General features: G+C 68.1%; 20 protein-coding genes. 16 read left to right on the forward strand and 4 right to left on the reverse strand.

All coding sequences use genetic code 11. The annotated features are described in order from the left end of the window. The 10 genes from lepA to Q0716_RS02295 form a co-directional block, all read left to right on the forward strand. Positions 1-1,478 (forward strand): translation elongation factor 4 (lepA, locus tag Q0716_RS02250; protein ID WP_299019189.1); only part of this gene is annotated, 1,478 nt, incomplete at its 5' end. An 11-nt stretch (positions 1,479-1,489) separates the two neighbouring features. Beyond that, entirely contained in the window at positions 1,490-2,455 is a 966-nt protein-coding gene (lepB, locus tag Q0716_RS02255; protein ID WP_299019223.1) for a signal peptidase I, read from the forward strand. A 41-nt stretch (positions 2,456-2,496) separates the two neighbouring features. Then, entirely contained in the window at positions 2,497-2,871 is a 375-nt protein-coding gene (locus tag Q0716_RS02260) for a DUF4845 domain-containing protein (RefSeq protein ID WP_299019191.1), read from the forward strand. 15 nt (positions 2,872-2,886) lie between these two features. After that, on the forward strand, positions 2,887-3,579 hold the full coding sequence (gene rnc / locus Q0716_RS02265) for a ribonuclease III (RefSeq protein ID WP_299019225.1): 693 nt from the start codon (positions 2,887-2,889) through the stop codon (positions 3,577-3,579). Between the two features lie 2 nt (positions 3,580-3,581). Then, complete coding sequence (era, locus tag Q0716_RS02270) at positions 3,582-4,517, forward strand: GTPase Era (protein WP_299019227.1); 936 nt, start codon at positions 3,582-3,584, stop codon at positions 4,515-4,517. Between the two features lies 1 nt (position 4,518). Then, positions 4,519-5,313, forward strand: a complete 795-nt coding sequence (gene recO, locus Q0716_RS02275) for a DNA repair protein RecO (protein ID WP_299019193.1) — start codon at positions 4,519-4,521, stop codon at positions 5,311-5,313. Continuing rightward, a complete protein-coding gene (locus tag Q0716_RS02280; RefSeq protein WP_299019195.1) occupies positions 5,310-6,101 on the forward strand; it encodes a pyridoxine 5'-phosphate synthase in 792 nt (263 codons plus the stop codon). The genes recO and Q0716_RS02280 overlap by 4 nt, the downstream gene beginning before the upstream one ends. After that, positions 6,098-6,493, forward strand: coding sequence for a holo-ACP synthase (gene acpS / locus Q0716_RS02285; protein ID WP_299019197.1), 396 nt, complete (start codon positions 6,098-6,100; stop codon positions 6,491-6,493). The genes Q0716_RS02280 and acpS overlap by 4 nt, the downstream gene beginning before the upstream one ends. After that, positions 6,490-7,575 carry a beta-N-acetylhexosaminidase gene (nagZ, locus tag Q0716_RS02290; protein WP_299019199.1) on the forward strand — a complete coding sequence of 362 codons (1,086 nt, stop codon included), beginning with the start codon at positions 6,490-6,492 and terminating at the stop codon, positions 7,573-7,575. The genes acpS and nagZ overlap by 4 nt, the downstream gene beginning before the upstream one ends. A 174-nt stretch (positions 7,576-7,749) precedes the next feature. Continuing rightward, a complete protein-coding gene (locus Q0716_RS02295) occupies positions 7,750-8,961 on the forward strand; it encodes a urate hydroxylase PuuD (RefSeq protein WP_299019201.1) in 1,212 nt (403 codons plus the stop codon). Positions 8,962-8,970: 9 nt separating this feature from the next. Here Q0716_RS02295 and Q0716_RS02300 read toward each other — a convergent pair whose 3' ends face one another. The 4 genes from Q0716_RS02300 to pilB are packed head-to-tail and all read right to left on the reverse strand — an operon-like array spanning position 8,971 to position 15,307. Then, positions 8,971-10,617 (reverse strand): tetratricopeptide repeat protein, encoded by a 1,647-nt coding sequence (locus Q0716_RS02300; RefSeq protein WP_299019202.1) that lies wholly within the window; start codon positions 10,615-10,617, stop codon positions 8,971-8,973. Then, positions 10,614-12,311, reverse strand: coding sequence for a tetratricopeptide repeat protein (locus tag Q0716_RS02305; RefSeq protein WP_299019204.1), 1,698 nt, complete (start codon positions 12,309-12,311; stop codon positions 10,614-10,616). The genes Q0716_RS02300 and Q0716_RS02305 overlap by 4 nt, the downstream gene beginning before the upstream one ends. A 2-nt stretch (positions 12,312-12,313) precedes the next feature. Next, positions 12,314-13,528: a type II secretion system F family protein gene (locus Q0716_RS02310; protein WP_299019206.1), complete on the reverse strand. Its 1,215-nt coding sequence runs from the start codon at positions 13,526-13,528 to the stop codon at positions 12,314-12,316. A gap of 51 nt (positions 13,529-13,579) precedes the next feature. Further along, positions 13,580-15,307, reverse strand: a complete 1,728-nt coding sequence (pilB, locus tag Q0716_RS02315) for a type IV-A pilus assembly ATPase PilB (RefSeq protein ID WP_299019208.1) — start codon at positions 15,305-15,307, stop codon at positions 13,580-13,582. A gap of 109 nt (positions 15,308-15,416) precedes the next feature. Here pilB and accB point away from each other — a divergent pair, with 109 nt between their 5' ends. The 6 genes from accB to Q0716_RS02345 form a co-directional block, all read left to right on the forward strand. Continuing rightward, complete coding sequence (gene accB, locus Q0716_RS02320; protein WP_299019210.1) at positions 15,417-15,887, forward strand: acetyl-CoA carboxylase biotin carboxyl carrier protein; 471 nt, start codon at positions 15,417-15,419, stop codon at positions 15,885-15,887. Between the two features lie 10 nt (positions 15,888-15,897). Further along, entirely contained in the window at positions 15,898-17,250 is a 1,353-nt protein-coding gene (accC, locus tag Q0716_RS02325) for an acetyl-CoA carboxylase biotin carboxylase subunit (protein ID WP_299019212.1), read from the forward strand. Continuing rightward, the gene (prmA, locus tag Q0716_RS02330; RefSeq protein ID WP_299019214.1) at positions 17,237-18,175 is read left to right on the forward strand and encodes a 50S ribosomal protein L11 methyltransferase; all 939 of its coding nucleotides are present in this window, start codon (positions 17,237-17,239) and stop codon (positions 18,173-18,175) included. The genes accC and prmA overlap by 14 nt, the downstream gene beginning before the upstream one ends. 8 nt (positions 18,176-18,183) lie before the next feature. Continuing rightward, complete coding sequence (locus Q0716_RS02335; protein WP_299019217.1) at positions 18,184-19,065, forward strand: zinc-ribbon and DUF3426 domain-containing protein; 882 nt, start codon at positions 18,184-18,186, stop codon at positions 19,063-19,065. A 30-nt stretch (positions 19,066-19,095) separates the two neighbouring features. Next, on the forward strand, positions 19,096-19,983 hold the full coding sequence (locus Q0716_RS02340; protein WP_299019219.1) for a carbohydrate kinase family protein: 888 nt from the start codon (positions 19,096-19,098) through the stop codon (positions 19,981-19,983). Positions 19,984-20,167: 184 nt separating this feature from the next. Then, the coding region (locus Q0716_RS02345) for a hypothetical protein (protein ID WP_299019221.1) at positions 20,168-20,587 on the forward strand (420 nt) is incomplete at its 3' end.

Raw genomic sequence — 20,587 nt, forward strand, 5'->3', positions numbered from 1 at the left:
TGGCGAATTGTTACACAGCCATCGAGCAGGGCCTCGAGGTGCTGCCAGTGCTCAACAAGATGGACTTGCCGCAGGCCGACCCCGACCGTGCCAAGCAAGAAATCGAGGACGTGATCGGCATCGATGCGTCGGAGGCGATCCCCTGCTCGGCCAAAACCGGCATGGGCATCGACGATATCCTGGAGGCGGTGGTGGCCAAGATCCCGCCGCCGCGCGGCAACCCCGATGGTCCGCTGCGTGCGATGATCATCGACTCGTGGTTCGATAACTATGTGGGCGTGGTGATGCTGGTGCGCGTGGTGGACGGGTGCCTCAACCGTGGCGACCGCATCCGCCTGATGGCCACGGGCGCGCAGTACCAGTGCGAAAAGCTCGGCGTGTTCACGCCCGCCAACCAGCCGCGCGACCGCTTGCAGGCCGGCGAGGTGGGTTATGTGATCGCGGGCATCAAGGAGCTCAAGTCGGCCAAGGTGGGCGACACCATCACCTCATTCAAGGCCGCCAGCGGCGCCAACCTGACGGCCGCCACCGAGCCGCTGCCAGGTTTCAAGGAAGTGCAGCCCCAGGTGTTCGCGGGCCTGTACCCCACCGAGGCGAGCGAGTACGACCAACTGCGTGACGCGCTGGAGAAGCTTCAGCTCAACGACGCCTCGCTGCACTTCGAGCCCGAGGTGTCGCAGGCGCTGGGCTTTGGCTTTCGCTGCGGCTTTTTGGGCCTGCTGCACATGGAGATCGTGCAGGAGCGCCTCGAGCGCGAGTTCGACCAGGACCTCATCACCACGGCGCCGAGCGTCGTGTACCAGGTGGTCAAAGGCGACGGCGAGGTGCTGATGGTGGAAAACCCCTCGCGCATGCCGGAGCCGAGCAAGATCCAGGAGATCCGCGAGCCCATCGTCACCGTGCACATCTACCTGCCGCAGGACTATGTGGGCCCGGTCATGACGTTGTGCAATGGCAAGCGGGGGGTACAGCTCAACATGGCCTACCACGGCAAGCAGGTGATGCTGACCTATGACCTGCCGCTGGCCGAGATCGTGCTGGACTTCTTCGACAAGCTCAAGTCGGTCAGCCGCGGCTATGCGTCGATGGACTACGAGTTCAAGGAATACCGCCCGTCCGACGTGGTCAAGGTTGACATCTTGCTCAACGGCGAGAAGGTCGACGCGCTGTCGATGATCGTGCATCGCAGCCAGGCGCAGTCGCGCGCGCGGGCGGTGGTGTCCAAGATGCGCGAGATCATCAGCCGTCAGCAGTTCGACGTGGCCATCCAGGCGGCCATCGGGGCGCAAATCATCGCGCGCGAGACGGTCAAGGCGCTGCGCAAGAACGTGCTGGCCAAGTGCTACGGTGGCGACATCACGCGCAAGCGCAAGCTGCTGGAAAAACAAAAGGCGGGCAAGAAGCGCATGAAGCAGATCGGCACGGTCGAAGTCCCGCAGGAGGCGTTCCTGGCCATCCTGCAGGTGGAGGAATCATGAACGACCAGACCATGGGCACGCTGACCGGGGTCGTGCTGGGTGCTTTCGTCGGCTATGGGGTGGCGTGGTACCTCGGGGCCATCGACGGCAATTTTTCGCTGCTGCTGCTGCTGGCAGTTGTGGTGACGGGCGTGTATTGGGCGGCCGAGCGCTGGGTCTTTTTGCCCCGGCGACGCGCGGCGGCTGAGCGCGCCGTGGCCGACGCCCAGCGCCGCCAGCAGGAGCTGGCGCGCCAGGGCATCGCCGCCGAGCCGACCGACCTGCAGGCACTGCACCAAAAGCTGATGGCGCAGCCCTGGTGGCTGGACTGGACCGCGGGGCTGTTCCCGGTGATCCTGGCGGTGTTCCTGCTGCGCTCGTTTCTGTACGAGCCGTTCAAAATCCCGTCCGGCTCGATGATTCCTACGCTGCACATCGGCGACTTGATCCTGGTCGACAAGTACCACTACGGCGTGCGCTTGCCGGTGGTGCACACCAAGGTCATCGACAACCACGAACCGCAACGTGGCGATGTCATCGTTTTTCGCTACCCGCCGCAGCCGAGCCTGGACTACATCAAGCGCGTCGTCGGCCTGCCCGGCGACGAGGTGGCGTACCTGAACAAGCAGCTCTTCATCAATGGGCAGGCGGTGCCGCGCCAGCCCACCGACGATTTTTACGACGCCGAGGCGATGCGCTACCGCAAGCAGTTCATCGAGGAGATCGGTGGGCGGCGGGTGCGCACCCTGATCGACGACGAGCGACCGGCGTTCATCCCCGCGGTGGTCGATTTTCCGGGCCGCGAAGCGTGTCGATACACGGTCGAAGGTGTGACCTGCCGTGTGCCGGCGGGGCACTACTTCGTGATGGGCGACAACCGCGACAACTCGCTCGATTCGCGCTACTGGGGTTTCGTGCCCGAGCGCAACATCGTCGGCAAGGCAGTGCTCGTGTGGATGAACTTCCGCGACCTGAGCCGCATCGGCCGTTTCGAATGACGCCTGAGCGTGGTTTGCCGCTATCATGGCCCCAGGCCGCCATGGCGGCGGCCCACGACGATCCGGGGGTGGTGCAGATGCGACAACGTGGCGTGACCGTGTTCGGGATGTTCTTCGTCGGCGTGGTCGTCGCCGTGTGTCTGGTGCTGGCGGCCAAGATCGTGCCCGCGGTGACCGAATACCTGGCAATCCAGAAAGCCGTCAACCGGGCCGCCCAGAGTGGCAGCACGGTGGGTGAAATCCGCAGCGCCTTCGAGCGCGCCCGCACCGCCGACTACTTCGAAGCCGTCACGGGCAAGGATCTCGAGATCAGCAAGGACGGCGAACGCATCGTGGTCGAGTTCGCCTACGACAAGGAAATCCACCTGGCGGGCCCGGCGTATCTGCTGCTCAAGTTCCGCGGCCGTAATCAGTGATCCATGGCTGATCCCCTGTCCCCTGGGCTGGAGGCCCTGCAGAGGCGCCTCGGTCACCGTTTTCGCGACCCGGGTTTGCTGCTGCGCTCGCTGACGCACCGCAGCTATGGCGCCGATCATTACGAGCGACTGGAGTTTCTTGGCGATGCGGTGCTCGGTTTGGCCGTCTCGACGCTGCTGGTCGAGCGGCTGCCGCAGCAGCCCGAGGGCGAGCTCTCGCGCCTGCGCGCCAGCCTGGTGCGCCAGGATGCACTGCACCGCATCGCGCTCGACCTGGGGCTGCCGCCGTTGCTGCGCCTGGGCGAGGGTGAGCAGCGCTCGGGCGGACGCGAGCGCGCATCCATCCTGGCCGACGCCGTCGAGGCCTTGCTGGGCGCGCTGTATCTGGATGCGGGATACGAGGTGGCGCAGGCCGTGGCGCGTCGTTGGTACGAGGGGCTCGAACTGCGCCCGGGGCAGGGCAAGGATGCCAAGACCGCGCTGCAGGAGTGGCTGCAGGCGCGCCGCCGCCCCCTGCCGACATATGAGGTGGTGGCCATCCACGGCGAAGCGCATGCCCAAACCTTCGAGGTCGCGTGTCGGGTCGAGGGGGCTGGGCCCACGGTCGGGCGGGGGCCATCGCGTCGCGCCGCCGAGCAAGCCGCTGCCGCGCATATGCTCGAACTCCTGCAAACGGGCGGCACGAGCCGCCGCGCCCCTACGCCATGACCATGCTGCCTGCCGAGTCGTCTGCTGCGCCTTCCCCGTCTGCGCCCGCGCCGTCGTCGGCGCAGCGTTGTGGTTTCATCGCCATCGTGGGCAAGCCCAACGTCGGCAAGTCGACCTTGCTCAATGCCCTGGTGGGCCAAAAAATCAGCATCACCTCGCGCAAGGCGCAAACCACCCGGCACCGCATCACGGGCATTCGCACCGAGGGCGCGACCCAATTCCTGTTCGTGGATACCCCCGGCTTTCAAACCCGGCATGCCAGCGCCCTCAACCGCGCGCTCAACAAGGCCGTGCTGGGTGCGGTGACCGACGTCGATCTGGTACTGTTCGTGGTGGAGGCGGGCCGCTTCGACCTGGCCGACGCCAAGGTGCTGGCCCTGCTGCCGCCCGGGGTGCCGGTGATCCTGGTGGCCAACAAGCTCGACCGCGTGCACCGCCGCGTCGAGATCGCGCCCTGGCTGCGCAGCATGCAGGAGCGCCACCCGTTTGCCGAGTTCTTTCCGATGTCGGCCAAGCAGCGTCGCGACGTGCAGCGCCTGCTGGCGCTGTGCGAGCGCTACCTGCCCGAGCAGCCCTGGCTGTACGAGGCTGACGACCTGACCGACCGCAGCGAGCGCTTTTTGGCCGGCGAGCTGGTGCGCGAGAAGCTGTTTCGCCTCACGGGCGATGAGCTGCCCTACACCTCCACCGTGGTCGTCGATCGCTTCGAGCAAGAAGGCGAGCTGCGCCGCATCGCTGCCACCATCATCGTCGAGCGCGAAAGCCACAAGGGCATGGTGATTGGCGAGGGTGGCGAGCGGCTCAAGCGCATCGGCACCGAAGCGCGGCAGGAGCTGGAGCGCCAGTGGGGCGGCAAGGTGTACCTGGAACTCTGGGTCAAGGTGCGCTCCGGCTGGTCGGACGACGAAGCGCGGGTGCGCGCCTACGGCTACGAGTGACGTGGGATCGCGGCCGCGCGCGCGGGTGCACGACGAGCCCGCCTTCGTCCTGCATCGGCACGACTGGAGCGAGTCCAGCCTGATCCTGGAGCTGCTCAGCCGCCACCATGGGCGCGTGGCCCTGGTGGCCAAGGGGGTCAAACGCCCCACGTCGCAGTTTCGGGCCGTGCTGCTGCCGCTGCAGCCGCTGCGCGTGGATTGGTCCGGCGACGCCGAGGTGCGCACCCTCAAGGCTGCTCATTACGCTGGCGGACACGTCATGCCCGCGGGTGACGCGCTGTTGGCGGGCTACTACCTGAACGAGCTGCTGCTGCGCCTGATGGTACGCGACGACCCGCACCCGGTGCTGTTCGACCACTACGCGCGCGCGGTGTGCGCGCTGGCCCTGGGCGATGACGCCGCGGTGGTGTTGCGCGCGTTCGAGTTGTTGCTGCTGCGCACCTTGGGGTGGCTGCCCGATTTGGCGCGCGACGGCCTGCGGCTGCTGCCGCTGGAGCCGGCGCAGCCGTGCCGGCTCTCGCCGCACGCCGGCTTGCAGCCCGCCGCTGGTGAGTCGGCCGACACCTTGCCCGCCGCCGCGTGGACCGCTTTGCAGGCCGCGCTGGACGGCCCTGACCCGTGGGCAGCGCTGTGCACGCAGGCGCCGCTGCTGGCCACTGCCGCGCTGCGCACGGGGCTCGCCGGCCTGCTGCACTACCATAGCGGGGTCGCGTCGTTTCGTACCCGTGAGCTGATGCGGGCCGTGCGCCGCATCGCCCCCCGTCCGTTGCCGCCCACGAGCGAGCCCACACCATGAGTCCAGGTCTGCCATCCGCGCCCGTACGCACCGCGCTGTCCGTCAACGTCAACAAGGTCGCCCTGTTGCGCAACAGCCGGCATTTGGGCATTCCCAGCGTCACGCGGGCCGCCACGCTGTGCCTGCAGGCCGGGGCCGACGGCATCACCATCCACCCCCGACCGGACGAGCGCCACATCCGCTGGCACGATGTGTTCGATCTGGGGCACCTGATGCAGGCCTGGCCGCAGCGCGAGTTCAACATCGAGGGCAACCCGTTCCACAACCTGCTCGACGTGGCGCGCGAGCTGGTGCAGCAAGGCCTGCCGTTGCATCAACTGACCTTCGTGCCCGACGCGATGGACCAGTTCACCAGCGACCATGGCTGGCGTTTTCCGGACGACGCCGAGCGCCTGCGTCCGGTCATCGAGCAGGCGCACGCGCTGGGCGCTCGCGTCAGTCTTTTCATGGACCCTGTGCCCGAGCAAATGGCCGCGGCGCGGGCGGTGGGGGCGGACCGCGTCGAGCTCTACACCGAACCCTACGCCGCTGCTTGGCCTGACCCGGCGGCGCGCGCGGTGCAGCTGCAGCGCTACCGCGCCGCGGCCGAGGCGGCGCACGTCGTCGGGCTCGCCGTCAACGCTGGCCACGACCTCAACCGCGACAACTTGACTGACTTTTTGCGCGCCGTCCCGGGTGTGGCAGAGGTCTCCATCGGCCACGCCTTGATCGCCGACGCGCTCGAGCTCGGCTACACGGCCACGGTCCAGGTGTACCAGCGCTGCATCGACGCGGCGCACGCGCCATGATCGTCGGCATTGGCACCGACCTGTGCGATGTGCGCCGCATCGCCGCGGCCTTGGAGCGCCATGGCGAGCGCTTTGCGCGCCGGGTGCTGGCCGACGGCGAGCTGGCCACCTGGCACGAGCGGCGCCAGCGCTGGCCCGAGCGCGGTGTGCGTTTCGTGGCCACGCGTTTTTCGGCCAAGGAGGCGTTCGCCAAAGCCGTCGGCCTGGGCCTGCGCGCCCCCATGACCTGGCGCGACTGCGAGGTCATCCACCTGCCCGGCGGGCGTCCCGCCTTCCGGCTGCACGGACCGCTGCAGCAGTGGTTCGAGGCGCGGCGCTGGCGCGCGCACCTGAGCCTGACCGACGAATCCGACCATGCCGCCAGCTTTGTGGTGGTGGAGCAAGACCCATGACCCTGCATGCCCCCTTGATCATCGACATCGCCGGTACCCGGCTGACCGAGGCCGACCGTGCCCGGCTGAGCCACCCGCTGGTCGGTGGCGTGATTCTGTTTGCCCGCAACTGGCGCGACCGCACCCAACTGCAGGCCCTGTGCCGCCAAATCAAGCGTGTGCGCAAGGATCTGCTCATCTGCGTTGACCACGAGGGCGGGCGCGTGCAGCGCTTTCGCAGTGACGGCTTTACCCACTTGCCGCCGATGCGCGAGTTCGGCCGCCTGTGGCGCGAGGCGCCCGAGGCGCGCGCAGGGGAAGCCGCGCTGATCGCGTGCAATGCCGCCACGGCGGCGGGCTACGTGTTGGCAGCCGAGCTGCGCGCCTGTGGCGTGGACCTGAGCTTTGCCCCGGTGCTGGACCTGGACCATGGCCGCAGCGACGTGATTGGTGATCGCGCGTTCGACGCGGACCCGCGCGTGGTGACGCTGCTCGCGCAAGCGCTGATGCACGGCATGCGGCTGGCGGGCATGGCCCACTGCGGCAAACATTTTCCGGGCCACGGCTGGGCCGAGGCCGATTCGCACGTCGAGCTGCCCATCGACGACCGGCCGCTGGAAGCGATCCTGGACGACGACGCCGCGCCGTACGGGTGGCTCAGCGCATCGCTGGCCGCCGTGATGCCGGCGCATGTGGTCTATCCGCGGGTGGACGATGGCCCCGCCGGTTTTTCGCGTCGCTGGCTGCGCGACATCCTGCGCGAGCGGCTGGGCTTTACCGGCGCCATCTTCAGCGACGATCTGTCCATGGCCGCTGCCCGCCAATGGCGGGGGCAGTCGCTGACGTACACCGAAGCCGCACTGGCGGCGCTGGAGGCTGGCTGCGACCTGGTGCTGCTGTGCAACCAGAGCACGCAAGCGGGCGGCGTGGCGATCGACGACCTGATCGAAGGCCTCAGCCGCGCGGTATACGAGGAGCGCTGGCTGCCCGACGAGACGGCCGAGGTGCGCCGCCGCGCGTTGCTGCCCAACGGGCCGGCGCTCGATTGGGATGCGCTCATGGCCGATGCGCGTTACCAGCACGCGCTGGAGTGTTTGCCCTGAGCCCCCTCGCGGTGGCTGGCCAGCCGGTACACTAATACGGTTGGTCGCAGCGGCGCAGCGGCCACGCTTCGGATCCGCCGGGGCGTGACGCCGCAGGTCGCGGCCTGGGGCCCCCACAGCGCCCGCGGTGGTGGGGGTCGCACCACGTGCGCCACCGGGCGCATGGAGCGTGCCGTGGATGCCTATCTTCTGGACTGGGCCAACCTGTTGTTGCGTTGGTTGCATGTGGTGGCGGCCATCGCCTGGATCGGGTCGTCGTTTTACTTCGTGTTTCTGGACAGCAGCCTGACGCCGCCCGCGGACGAGCGCCTGCGGCGCGACGGCGCGACCGGTGAGCTGTGGGCGGTGCACGGGGGAGGGTTTTATCACCCCGTCAAATACGCCGTCGCGCCGCCCCGCCTGCCCGAGCGGCTGCACTGGTTTTACTGGGAGAGCTACACCACCTGGCTCAGCGGTTTTGCGTTGCTGGCGGTGTCGTACCTGTGGCAGGCCGACATCTATCTGGTGGACGCGCGGGTGTACGCGTGGCCCGCGGCGTGGATGGCGGGCGCGGCGGCGATCGCGTTCCTGGTCGTGTTTTGGTTGCTGTACGACGCCATCTGCCGCTGGTGGGGTCAGACGCCTGGTGGCGACCGTAAAGTCGGGCTGGCGGTGGCGCTGCTGGTGGTGCTGGCCACGTGGCTGGCGTGCCAGTGGTTTGCGGGGCGTGCGGCGTTTTTGATCATTGGCGCGATGCTGGCCACCGCGATGAGCGCCAATGTGCTGTTTTGGATCATCCCCGGCCAGCGCAAGGTGGTGGCGGCGCTGCAGGCGGGGCAGACCCCGGATCCGCGCCATGGCCAGCGCGGCAAACAGCGCAGCGTGCATAACACCTACTTCACGCTGCCCGTGGTGCTGGCGATGCTGAGCAACCACTACGGCTTTCTGACCGGGCACGAGGCCAACTGGCTCGCCCTGCTGGGCTTGATGGCGGGGGGTGCGGCCATCCGGCAGTTTTTCGTGGCCCGACACGGGTACCGGCTTGGCCGCTGCGCGCACCCCTGGCCGTACGCAGCGGTGGGGGTGGCGCTGGTCGGGGCCGTCATCGTCGGGATACGCCCGGCGGCGCCGCAGGCGGGCGCGGCAGGCGACACGCCCGTCGCCCACGTAGAGCCGGCCCAGGTGTTGGCCGTGGTGCAGCAGCGCTGTGTGCCGTGTCACGGCGAGGCGCTGGCCTCCAAGGGCGTGCGGCTCGACAGCGTGCCGGCCCTGGCGCAGCACGCGCCAGCGGTGTATCAGCAGGTCGTGGTCACGCGGCAGATGCCGATCAACAACGCCACGGGTTTGACCGAGGCGGAGCGGGCGTTGATCGCCGCCTGGTGGCGCGCGGGGGCACCGGTTCCCTGACCAGGCGGGTCAGTCCTCGACGGTCTTGACGTCCATCACGCGCAGGCTGACGCCGCCGGCCTGGCGCGCCGCCTTGTCGCCGATGACGGGCTTGTTGGCGTAGGACTGGTAGCGGGTGCGCAGCGGCTGAATCGCCTGTGCCAGTTCTGCTGCATCATCGATGCGCGCTTCGTAGCGCTTGAGCACGCCCCAGGCCGACTCGATGATTTTGGCGTTGCAGGTGGTGCGTCCTTGTTCGAGGAGCTCGATTACCGCGGCGCGCGGGTTGCCCGCCAGGCTTTGGCGCATGGCGTGCTCGATGATGCTCAGCACCTCGGTGTGCAGGCTGGACAGCCGCTCGGCGTACGGCGGGTGGGCGTTGGCGGCCTGAGCCAGCAGCGCCGTCAGCGCCTTGGAGGTGCAAAAACGCCGCCCGAGCACGGTCAGTCGCTCTTGCACCTCGTCGATCTGGATCGCGCGCTGCGCCACATACGCCAGCAGCGTCGTCAGGTTGCACGCTGCCTCGAAGTCGAAGTCCTCGTCGGTGATCGTGGCCATCATGGCGCGCAACTGTTGCAGCACGCGGGCCACTTGGGCGTCGTGCAGCAGCAGCGCGATTTCGAGCACCTCGGCCAGTCGGCGCAGGCGCTGCGACTGCGGGTGGCGCTCCACCATGCGCAGGGCATCATCCCAGTAGCGCTGCAAGCCCTTGCGGTCGCCCGCCTCGAAACGCATGAATCCCAACAGCACCAGCGACTGAGCGTCGAACATCTTGGAGTCCAGCCCCAGTCGCACCGAGCGCGCCAGCAGCTCCTCGGCCAGCGCGGTTTGGCCGCAGTAATGCGCCAGCATGCCATGCCGCTGCAGCCGGCTGATGGAGGCGGGCGTCAGGTCGGTGGCCATTTTGTAGACGGCCAGTGCGGCGTCGAAGTTGCCCAGCTCGATCTGCGCCCGGCCCATGACGTCGTAGGCGTCGGCGTAACCGGGGTCGTCGTCGATCAGGCTTTGCAGGGTTTGGCTGGCGCGCTGTGGCTGTCCGGCTTCGAGCTGCGCGCGCGCCACACCCAGGCGTGCCCAGGGCAAGGCCTTGGCCTCGACGACGGCTTCGTACAGGCGCTGAGCCTCGTCGTAACGCTCCAGTCGCAGCAGCAGTTCGGCGCCGACCCGGGCCGCGTACAGCCAGTAGTCGGCGCGCTCGCGAAAGCGCTGCAGGCACAGCTCGGCCGCACGCTCGAAATCGCGTTTTTCGACCGCCTCGAAAATGTCTTTGAGCACCGCTTTGCGGTGGCGCGCCTGCCCGATGCGCTGGGCGAGTTGGTTGGCGGTGAAGGGCTTGAGCAGGTACGAGTCGAGGGCGGATTCGGCGGCTTCGGCCACTTTCGAGTACGACGCCTCGGACGTGACCATGATGAAGACGGTGGCAAAGGGCAGCAGCCCCGCACGACGAAGGTCATCGAGCAGGGCTTGCCCGGTGCCGCTGTCGTTGGGAAAGTGCTGCTCGCACACCACCACGTCGAAGGTGCGAAATTCGAGCTGGCGGCGCGCATCCGCGATGCGCGGGCTTTGCGCGACGGTGCGCGCGCCCATGTCGCGCAGCTGTGACACCAGGATCGAGCGCGAGGTGGGATTGCCGTCGATGACGAGTGCCGTGGCGCCGTAGAGATCCATCGGGCTCATGCCGCCACATTATCGACCCGCACTGGCGCTGGCGCGCGATCCATCGGGCCCAGATGCACGCCACCCGAGGGGCGCAGGCGCGGGTCGCCCAGCGCCGGCCGGTTGCGGGCGGTGCCATAGCCCTGGCGCAGCGCCTGCACGCGCTGTTGCCAGCGTTCGGGGTTGGGCATGTCACGCTGGTAGCGCTGCAGCACCAGCCAGGCCGACTCGACGGCGCGTGCGTTGAGCGTGTCTTGTGCGAGTGTGCACAGCTCGGCCAGTGCCAGCACCGGCTCGCCGTCGTGGGCGCGGCGCAGCGCTTGTTCGATGCGCTGCACCATCGTGGTCTCGCATTCGCGCAGGCGCTGCGCGTAGCGGGTGTGGTGGCTGGCGGCGCTGGCCAGCAGTTCGCCCATCGCCTTGGAGGTGGCAAAGCGCAGCCCCAGCCGCTCCACCAGCGCGTCGTGTTCCGGCGTGTAGCCCTGGTGCGCCAGCGCTGCCAGCGCGGCGAGCAGGTTGCACGCCGCCTCCATATCGAAGTCGGGCGTGCCCACACCGGGCGCCATCGCGGTCAGCTCGGTCGCCACCCGTGTTCGGCGCTCCTCGTCCGGGGTGGGCAGGGCCTGCGCCAGCAGATCGACGAGGGCGACGAAACGCTGCAGCCGGTTGTCGTCGGGATAGCCGCGCGCGCGCTTGGCCAGCTCGGCCTGGTGGCGCTCCAGTTCGGCCGCGTCATGCCGCTCGAACGCCGCGATGGCCAGCAACACCAGGCTCTCGGCGTCGAACATCTTGGAGTCCAGTCCCAGGTAGGTGGCGCGCTGCAGCAGTTCGACGGCCTTGTCGCGGTTGCCGAGAAAAAATGCCAGCATTCCCAGCCGCTGCTGGCGGCCGATCGCCATCGGCGTCGCCTCGAGCGCCCGCTGCAGGCTGTCGAGCGCATCGTCGAAGCGGCCCAGCTCCATCTGGGCGCGACCCAGCACGTCGTAGGCATCCGGGTAGTCGGGCGCGACTTCGATCAGTTGGCGCAGTGTCTCCAGCGCCGCCGAGGGCGCGCCGCTGTCGAGCTGGCAGCGTGCCACCCCCAGCAACGCCCAAGGCTGCGCTTGCGCATCCCAGATCGACTGGAACAACGCCTGCGCCTGCCCGAAGCGCCCCAGCCGCAGCATGATCTCGGCCCCCCAGCGGGCCGCCGACAGCCACTGGGGGCCCTGGGTGGCAACGCGCTCCAGGCAGCGCTCGATCGCATCGTCGTAGCGGCGCTCCTCGAGCGCGCGGTAGATTTCCCACAGCGCCGCCTTACGCCGCTGGGCCTGCTCGATGCGGTCGTACAGCGTGGCGGCCGAGTAGGGGCGCACGATATAGCTGTCCACCGAGGATTCGGCGGCTTCGACCACCTTGAGATAGGTGGCCTCGTCGGTGATCAGGATGAACACGGTGCCATACGGCAGCAGGCCCGAGCGGCGCAGATCGTCGAGCAGCTCCTGTCCGGAGCCACCGCGCGGGAAGGTGTCGGCGCACACCACCAGGTCGAACGGGTGGCGCTCGATTTCGCGCCGCGCATCGGCAATGCGCCCGGTCTGGCTGATGGAGGTGAAGCCAAAGCTGCGCAGCTGGCCCGCCAGCGTCATGCGCGTGGTCGGGTTGGCATCGACGACCAGTGCCGCGTTGCGCCGCAGGTCTGCCGGCAGGGGGGCGCCGGATCCGGCTGCGGACATGGTCAGACCACCGCGCCCAGCTTGAAGATCGGCAGGTACATCGCGACCACGATGCCGCCGATGATGGTGCCCAGAATGACGATGATGACGGGCTCCATGAGGCTCGACAGGCCAGCGACCATGTCATCGACTTCCTGCTCGTAAAAGTCGGCCGCCTTGCCCAGCATGTGGTCCAGCGAGCCCGACTCCTCGCCGATGGCGCACATTTGCAGCACCATCGAGGGGAAGATGCCAGCGTTGGTCATGGCCTGCGTCAGCGAGGTGCCGGTGGCGACCTCTTGCTGGATCTTGGCGGTGGCATCGGCATACACCGAATTGCCGGCGGCGCCGCCCACCGAATCGAGCGCATCGACCAGCGGCACGCCGGCGGCGAACATCGTGGACAGCGTGCGCGTCCAGCGCGCGACGACGGATTTTTCGATCAGCTGGCCGAAGATGGGCACGCGCAACAGCAGCCGGTCCATGAAACGCTGAACCCGCTCGTCGCGCTTCCAGGCCTGGAAGAAGAAGTACAACCCGCCACCCAGTGCCCCGAAGATGAGCCACCAGTACGCGACGAAAAATTCGCTGATCGCGATTACCGCCAGCGTCGGTGCCGGCAGATCGGCGCCGAAGGAGGTGAACACCTCCTTGAACGCCGGTACCACGAAGATCATGATCACCGACACGACGATGAAGGCCACCACCATGACCGCGGTCGGGTACATCAGGGCGGACTTGACCTTGCTCTTGATCGCCTCGGTCTTTTCCAGGTACGTTGACAGCCGGTCCAGGATATCTTCCAGGATCCCGGCCGCCTCGCCCGCTTCGACCAGGTTGCAATAGAGCGAGTTGAAGTACGCCGGGTGTTTGCGAAACGCCGCGCTGAGTGAGGTGCCGGTCTCGACGTCAGAGCGAATGTCGTACAGCAGTCGGGCCACGCTCGGGTTGGGGTTGCCGCGTCCGACGATGTCGAAGGCCTGCAACAGTGGCACGCCCGCCTTCATCATGGTGGCGAGCTGGCGTGTGAAGATGGCGATGTCCTTGGGGCGGATGCGCTTGGCCGAGGCGAGCCGGCGCTTCTTGACCTTTTGCACCAGGATGCCCTGGCGCCGCAGTTGCGCCTGCACCTGGGCCTCGCCGGCCGCGCGCAGCTCGCCCTTGACCGTCTTGCCGTTGCGGTCCTTGCCTTCCCACTCGTAGACGTATTCTTTGATGGTCGGGGCTGTCGTGGCCATGGGTGCTCCGCTGCGGTTCGGGACGATGGGGCGTGCCGGGCGATGATTCGGTCAGTCGTTGGTCACCGCCAGAACCTCCTCCAGTGACGTGATGCCCATCTTAACCTTGCGCAGCCCACTTTCGCGCAGGGTGCGCACGCCTTCGGCGCGTGCCTGGGCGGCAATCTCCAGCGCGCTGGCGCCGCGCAGGATCAGCTGCTGGATGGCTTCGGTCACGGGCATGACCTGGTAGATGCCGACCCGGCCCTTGTAGCCTTCGTGGCAGGCCGGGCAGCCCACGGGGCGGTACGGTTGCCATTGGCCGTCCAGGTCCTCGGGCCGAAAGCCCGCGTCCAGCAGCGCACGCTCGGGAATGTCATGGTGCGGCACTTTGCACTTGGGGCACAACCGCCGCGCGAGGCGCTGCGCCGTGATCAGGTTGATGCTGGAGGCGATGTTGAACGGCGCCACCCCCATGTTGAGCAAGCGCGTGAGGGTGGAGGGCGCATCGTTGGTGTGCAGCGTGGATAACACCAGGTGGCCGGTCTGCGCCGCCTTGATCGCGATGTCGGCGGTTTCCAGGTCACGAATCTCGCCCACCATGATGATGTCGGGGTCCTGACGCAGAAACGCCCGCAGCGCAGCGGCAAAGGTCAGCCCCGCCTTTTCGTTGACGTTGACCTGGTTGACGCCCGGCAGGTTGATCTCGGCCGGGTCCTCGGCCGTGGAGATGTTGACCCCGGGCTGATTGAGCAGATTCAGGCAGGTGTAGAGCGAGACGGTCTTGCCCGACCCCGTGGGGCCGGTGACGAGCACCATGCCATAGGGCCGGTTGATGGCTTCCAGCAGCTTGGCCTTTTCGTCGGGTTCGTAGCCCAGCGCGTCGATACCCATCTGGGCGCTGCTCGGATCCAGGATGCGGATCACCACTTTCTCGCCGAACAGCGTGGGCAGGGTGCTGACGCGAAAGTCGATCACCTTGTCGGGGCCGACCTTGAGCTTCATGCGCCCGTCCTGCGGCACGCGCTTTTCGGCAATGTCGAGCTTGGAGATGACCTTGATGCGCGACGCGAGCTTGTCCTTGATCGCCACCGGGGGAGAGGCGACCTCGCGCAGCTCGCCGTCGATGCGAAAACGCACGCGGTACTGGTGTTCGTAGGGCTCGAAATGCAGGTCCGAGGCACGCATCGTGTAGGCGTCGAGCAGCATTTTTTGCAAAAACCGCACGATGGGCGCGTCTTCTACCTCGGCCGACACCTTGTCGGCGGGCTCGTCCGAGGTCATTTCGATACCGTCGGCCGCGAAGTCGAACGTCTGGCCGACGATCTGGTCGATCACCTGCTGGGCACTCGCGGTGAAGGATTCGACCAGCTTGCCCAGCTTGTTGACCTCTGCGATGATCCAGTCGACGCTGAGCTGGGTTTCGAACTTGATTTTTTCTGCCGCCTGCAAGTCCGACGGATCCGCCGTGGCCACCGACAGCCGGTTACCGCGCCGCCCCAGGGGCACGACGCGGTACTGCTGGCAGGTTTTGGGGTCGAGCAATCCGTGGGGCAGGCGCTGCGGGTCGACGGCGTCGAGGTCGATCAGCGGCGCGGCAAAAGCCACCGACATCACGTGCGCCAAGTCACGCGGCGACACCGACTGGCTGCCGATGAGTTCGGTGATGAAGCCGGTCTGGCGCGCCTGGGCCTGGGCGTAGAGTGTCTCGGCCTGGCGCTGCGTGAGCACGCCCGCGCCGATCAGGGCGCGCGCCAGCCCCGGTAGGGCCATCGTGGCGACGCTGTCGTCATCGGTCATCGGGGGTTCCTGTGGGCGACGGTGGACAAGGGCTCGTGTATATTTCGCGCTCTTTCCGCGATGTTCGCGGCACGATCAACGCATGTTGGGTGCATCATACGGAGTCACCATGGATCTTCGCAAACTCAAGACGCTCATCGACCTGGTCTCGGAGTCGAACGTCTCCGAACTCGAGATCACGGAAGCCGAAGGCAAGGTCCGCATCGTCAAGGCGGCTCCCGCAGCACCCATGATGGTGCCTGCCCCCGCCCCGGCCCAGGCCGTGCCAGCCGCGCCCATCACCCTCACGGCGCCCGCGCCCTCGCCAGTGCCGCCGGCGGCGTCGGCCGCGCCGGCGCAGATCGAGGGACACGTCATCAAATCGCCCATGGTCGGAACCTTCTATCGTGCACCCAGCCCGGGGGCCAAGCCCTTCGTGGAAGTGGGCCAGGCGGTCAAGGAAGGCGAGCCGGTGTGCATCATCGAAGCCATGAAGATTCTCAACGAAATCGAGGCCGATCGTGCAGGTGTCATCAAGGAAATTCTGGTCGAGAACGGCCAAGCCGTCGAGTACGGCCAGCCCCTCTTCGTCCTCGAGTGAGGGCGCGGGCATGTTCAAGAAGATCCTGATCGCCAACCGCGGCGAGATCGCGCTGCGCATCCAGCGCGCCTGCCGCGAGTTGGGCATCAAGGCCGTCGTCGTGTACTCCGAGGCCGACCGCGAGGCCAAGTACGTCAAGCTCGCCGACGAGGCGGTCTGCATCGGCCCGGCGCCGTCGGCGCAGAGTTACCTGAGCATGCCGGCCATCATCTCGGCCGCCGAAGTGACCGACGCCGAGGCCATCCACCCGGGCTACGGCTTCCTGTCCGAGAATGCCGACTTTGCCGAGCGCGTCGAAAAGAGCGGCTTCGTTTTCATCGGCCCCACGCCCGAGTCGATCCGCCTCATGGGCGACAAGGTCTCGGCTAAGCAGGCGATGAAAGCGGCGGGCGTGCCCACCGTGCCGGGCTCGGACGGCGCCTTGCCCGACGACCCCGCCGAGATCAAGCGCATCGCGCGCAGCATCGGCTACCCCGTCATCATCAAGGCCGCGGGCGGCGGCGGGGGCCGCGGCATGCGGGTGGTGCACACCGAGGCCGCGCTGCTGCACGCGGTGCAGACCACCAAGAGCGAAGCGGGCGCCGCATTCAACAACCCGGAGGTGTACATGGAGAAATTTCTCCAGAACCCCCGGCACATCGAAATCCAGGTGCTGGCCGACCAGTACCGCAACGCGGTGTACCTGTTCGAGCGCGACTGCTCGATGCAGCGCCGCCACCAAAAGGTGATCGAGGAAGCGCCGGCGCCCGGCATCCCGCGCCGCCTGGTCGAGCGCATCGGCGAGCGCTGCGCGGCCGCCTGCAAGAAGATGGGCTACCGCGGCGCGGGCACGTTCGAGTTCCTGTACGAGAACGGCGAGTTCTACTTCATCGAGATGAACACGCGCGTGCAGGTGGAGCACCCGGTGACCGAAATGGTCACCGGCATCGACATCGTGCGCCAGCAAATCCTCATTGCCGCGGGGGAAAAGCTCCCGTTCACGCAGCGCCAGATCCAGCTGCGCGGCCACGCCATCGAGTGCCGCATCAACGCCGAGGATCCGTACAAATTCACCCCGTCGCCCGGGCGCATCACGGCCTGGCACGCACCGGGTGGGCCGGGGGTGCGGGTCGATTCGCACATCTACACCGGCTACACCGTGCCACCCCACTACGACTCGATGGTGGGCAAAATCATCGTGCACGGCGACACGCGCGAGCAGGCGCTCGCGCGCATGCGCGGGGCGCTGGCCGAGGTGGTCATCGAGGGCATCAAGACCAATGTGCCGTTGCACCGCGAGCTGATGGTGGACGCCAACTTCGAGGCCGGCGGCACCAACATCCACTACTTGGAAAGCTGGTTGGCCCAACGTGAGCGCAGCTGACGCCGCCCCCGCCCCCGCCGCGCGCTGGCACGAGCTGGTGCTGCAGGTGCCCGAAGCCCAGGTGGAAGCCGTCTGCGACGCGCTGGAGGCGCTCGACGCGCTGAGCGTGGCGGTGGAAGATGCCGACGCCCACACCCCCGCCGAGCGCGCGCTGTTTGGCGAGCCGGGTCTGCCGCCACCGGCGGCGGGTTGGCAGCGCTCGCAGGTGGTGGCGCTGTTCGACACCGAAGCCCAGGCACGCGAGGCGGCCGGGCTGTTGGCGGTGCAGGACTTCATGGCCGACGCGGCCGTGGTCGGCGTGCGCCCGGTGGCCGATACCGACTGGGTGCGTCTGACCCAGTCACAGTTCGAGCCGGTGGCCATCACGCCCGACTTTTGGATCGTGCCGACGTGGCACGAGCCGCCAGCGGCAGCGCGCACCGTGCTGCGGCTGGACCCGGGCCTGGCGTTCGGCACCGGCACCCACCCCACCACGCGCATGTGTCTGCGCTGGATCGCGGCGCATCCGCCGCGCGGACGGCGCGTGCTGGACTATGGCTGCGGCTCGGGCATCTTGGCGATGGCGGCAGCGCGGTTTGGCGCGCAGGCGGTGGATGCGGTCGATATCGACCCCGCAGCCGTGGAAGCCACCCAGCGCAACGCTGCCGCCAATGGGGTGCGGCTGTCGGCCGGGTTGCCCGAGCGGGCGCAAGGCACCTACGACGTGGTGCTGGCCAACATCCTTGCCACGCCGTTGAAGGTGCTCGCGCCGCTGCTGTGTGCGCACGTCGCACCGGGCGGGCACCTGGTGTTGGCCGGCATCCTGGAGCGCCAGGCCGAGGAGCTGCGCGCGGCCTACGCGCCGTGGCTGGCGTTGCAGGTGCAGGAGGCGGACGAGGGTTGGATCCTGATGACGGCACAGCGTCTGGGGGCAACGCCGCCATAATCCGGGGCATGAGCTTCATTACCCGCTGCCCCTCGTGTGGAACGGCCTTCAAGGTCGTGGCGGATCAGCTCAAAATCGCCGATGGCTGGGTGCGCTGCGGGCGGTGCCAGCACGTATTCGATGCCACGCTGGATCTGGAGCCGGCCTCCGTGCCGCTGCCGACCGAGGCGCCGCGCCCGGCGACGCCAGATCCCCCACCCCCCCCGCCTTCCTCGTCCCCCGAGGTGGCGGCCCCCGATGTCGCCGACGCTCACGACACGGCGCGCCCCCCGACCGAAGATTGCCCGTCGCAGCCCCCTGACGAGTCGCCACCGGGATCCCTGCCCGAGGCCGCGCCGCCGAGCGTGCCCTTGTCAGACGGGTCGTTGCCGGACTGGTCGTTCGTGCGGCAGGCGCGCCGTCGGGCGTTCTGGCGCCGGCCGTGGGTGCGGGCGACGCTGATACTTGCAGCGCTGGGGTTGACGGCATCGCTTTTGGGCCAAGCGGTATGGCACTGGCGGGACACGCTGGCGGCGCGTTACCCCGAATCGCGGCCCGGGCTGCAGGTGTTTTGCGAAGTGCTCGGATGCACGATCGCGCCGCCCCGGCGGCCACAGGACGTGGTCATCGAAGGGTCGGTGCTGCTGCGCCGCGCGCCCGACCGCTACAGCTTCCATCTGGTGGTGCGCAACCATGCCGACATCGAGATCGCCGCGCCGGCGCTGGAGCTGACGTTGACCGATGCCCAGGATCGGGTCTTGGTGCGCCGGGTGTGGCTGCCGGCCGAATGGCCGCAGCCGCGGGCCACGCTGGCACCGGGGCAGGAGTGGCCGCTGCAGTTCGAGTTGGCGTTCGATCACCCGAAGGCGGCCCGCATGGCGGGCTACCGGGCAGTCTTGTTCTATCCCTGACCCGTTCGGGTCTCCTCACGAGTCTTTTTCATGACCATCCTCGTTTGCGGTTCCCTGGCCTTCGACACCATCATGGACTTCGAAGGCCGTTTTGCCGACCACATCCTGCCGGACCAGCTGCACATCCTGAACGTGTCGTTTTTGGTGCCGGCGTTGCGGCGCGAGTACGGCGGCTGCGCGGGCAACATCGCTTACGGCTTGCGGCAGCTGGGGGCGGCGGTGCGGCCCGTGGCCACGCTGGGTGCCGACGGCCAGCCCTATCTGGCACGCCTGCAGGCCATGGGGGTGGACGTGTCGGCGCTGCGAGTCACGCCCGAGCATTTCACCGCCCAGGCGATGATCATGACGGATCGGGACAACAACCAGATCACGGCGTTTCATCCCGGAGCGATGGCGCTGGCGCACCACAACCCGATCGCAGAGACGGCCGGCGTGTCGATCGCCATCCTGTCGCCCGACGGCAAGCAGGCCACCTGGACGCACGCCGAGCAGCTGCACGCGGCGGGCGTGCCGTTCGTCTTCGATCCCGGGCAGGGGTTGCCGATGTTCGACGGCGCCGAACTGCGACAGTTGGTCGAGTGGGCTGATTGGGCCGCGCTCAATGACTACGAGGCCCGACTGCTGTGCGATCGCACGGGCCTGTCGCTGGCTGCCCTGTCACAGCGGTTGCGGGCGCTGGTGGTGACGCTCGGGGAGCACGGCTGCGACGTGTGGCAAGATGGCCAGTGCACGCGCGTGGCCGGCGAGCGCGCCAGCGCCATCGTCGATCCGACCGGCTGCGGCGATGCCTTCCGGGCCGCCCTGCTGTACGGGCTGGCGCACGGCTGGGGCGTCGAGCAGGCCGCGCGACTGGGCAACCGCATGGGCGCGGCCAAGATCGCCACCCAAGGCGGGCAGAACTACCGTTTCAGCCTCTGAGCCCAAGGGGCCACGCACCCCGCCTGGCGGCGGGGACGCGTCAAGCGTCCGCGCTCAGGGCCGTGGACCGGTCGGGAACGGCCACGCCGCCTTGGGGTTGAGCTTGGTTTGGGCGCTGGGCGCGGCAGCGGCCTCGGCCTTGCCTTTGGACTTGGCCTTGGCGCCAGACGCTTGGGTAGGAGCCTTGTCGCCAGCGGATTCGCCTTTGGCGGCTTTGTCCGTTTTGCCTGCCTTGGCGGTTTTTTTCGCCTTCGGCGCCTCGTCCTTCGAGGCCGTCGCCTTCGAGGCTTTGACCACTTTCTCGGCCTTGACGGCCGGTGTGGCGCTCGGGGTGGCCGTCTTCGCGCTCGATGTCTTTTTTGCCGGTGCTTTCACCGCCGTCTTTTCGGTCGTTTTTTCGGCCGCCTTTTTCGCCGGGGCGCTGGCCGCGGTGGACGTCGACTTCGCTGCGGTCGTCTTGCCGCTCGCGCTGGCGGCTGCGCTCGTTTTAGCCGCAGGTCTCTTGGTCGTGGGCTTCTGGGCGGTCGCCGCGGGCTCGGCGGTCACCGCGGCGGCCTTTTTCTTGGGCGCGGCTTTCTTGGCCGGCGCGGAAGCGCTGGCTGCC

This window comes from uncultured Tepidimonas sp. (genome assembly GCF_938045175.1).
Classification (GTDB): domain Bacteria; phylum Pseudomonadota; class Gammaproteobacteria; order Burkholderiales; family Burkholderiaceae_C; genus Tepidimonas.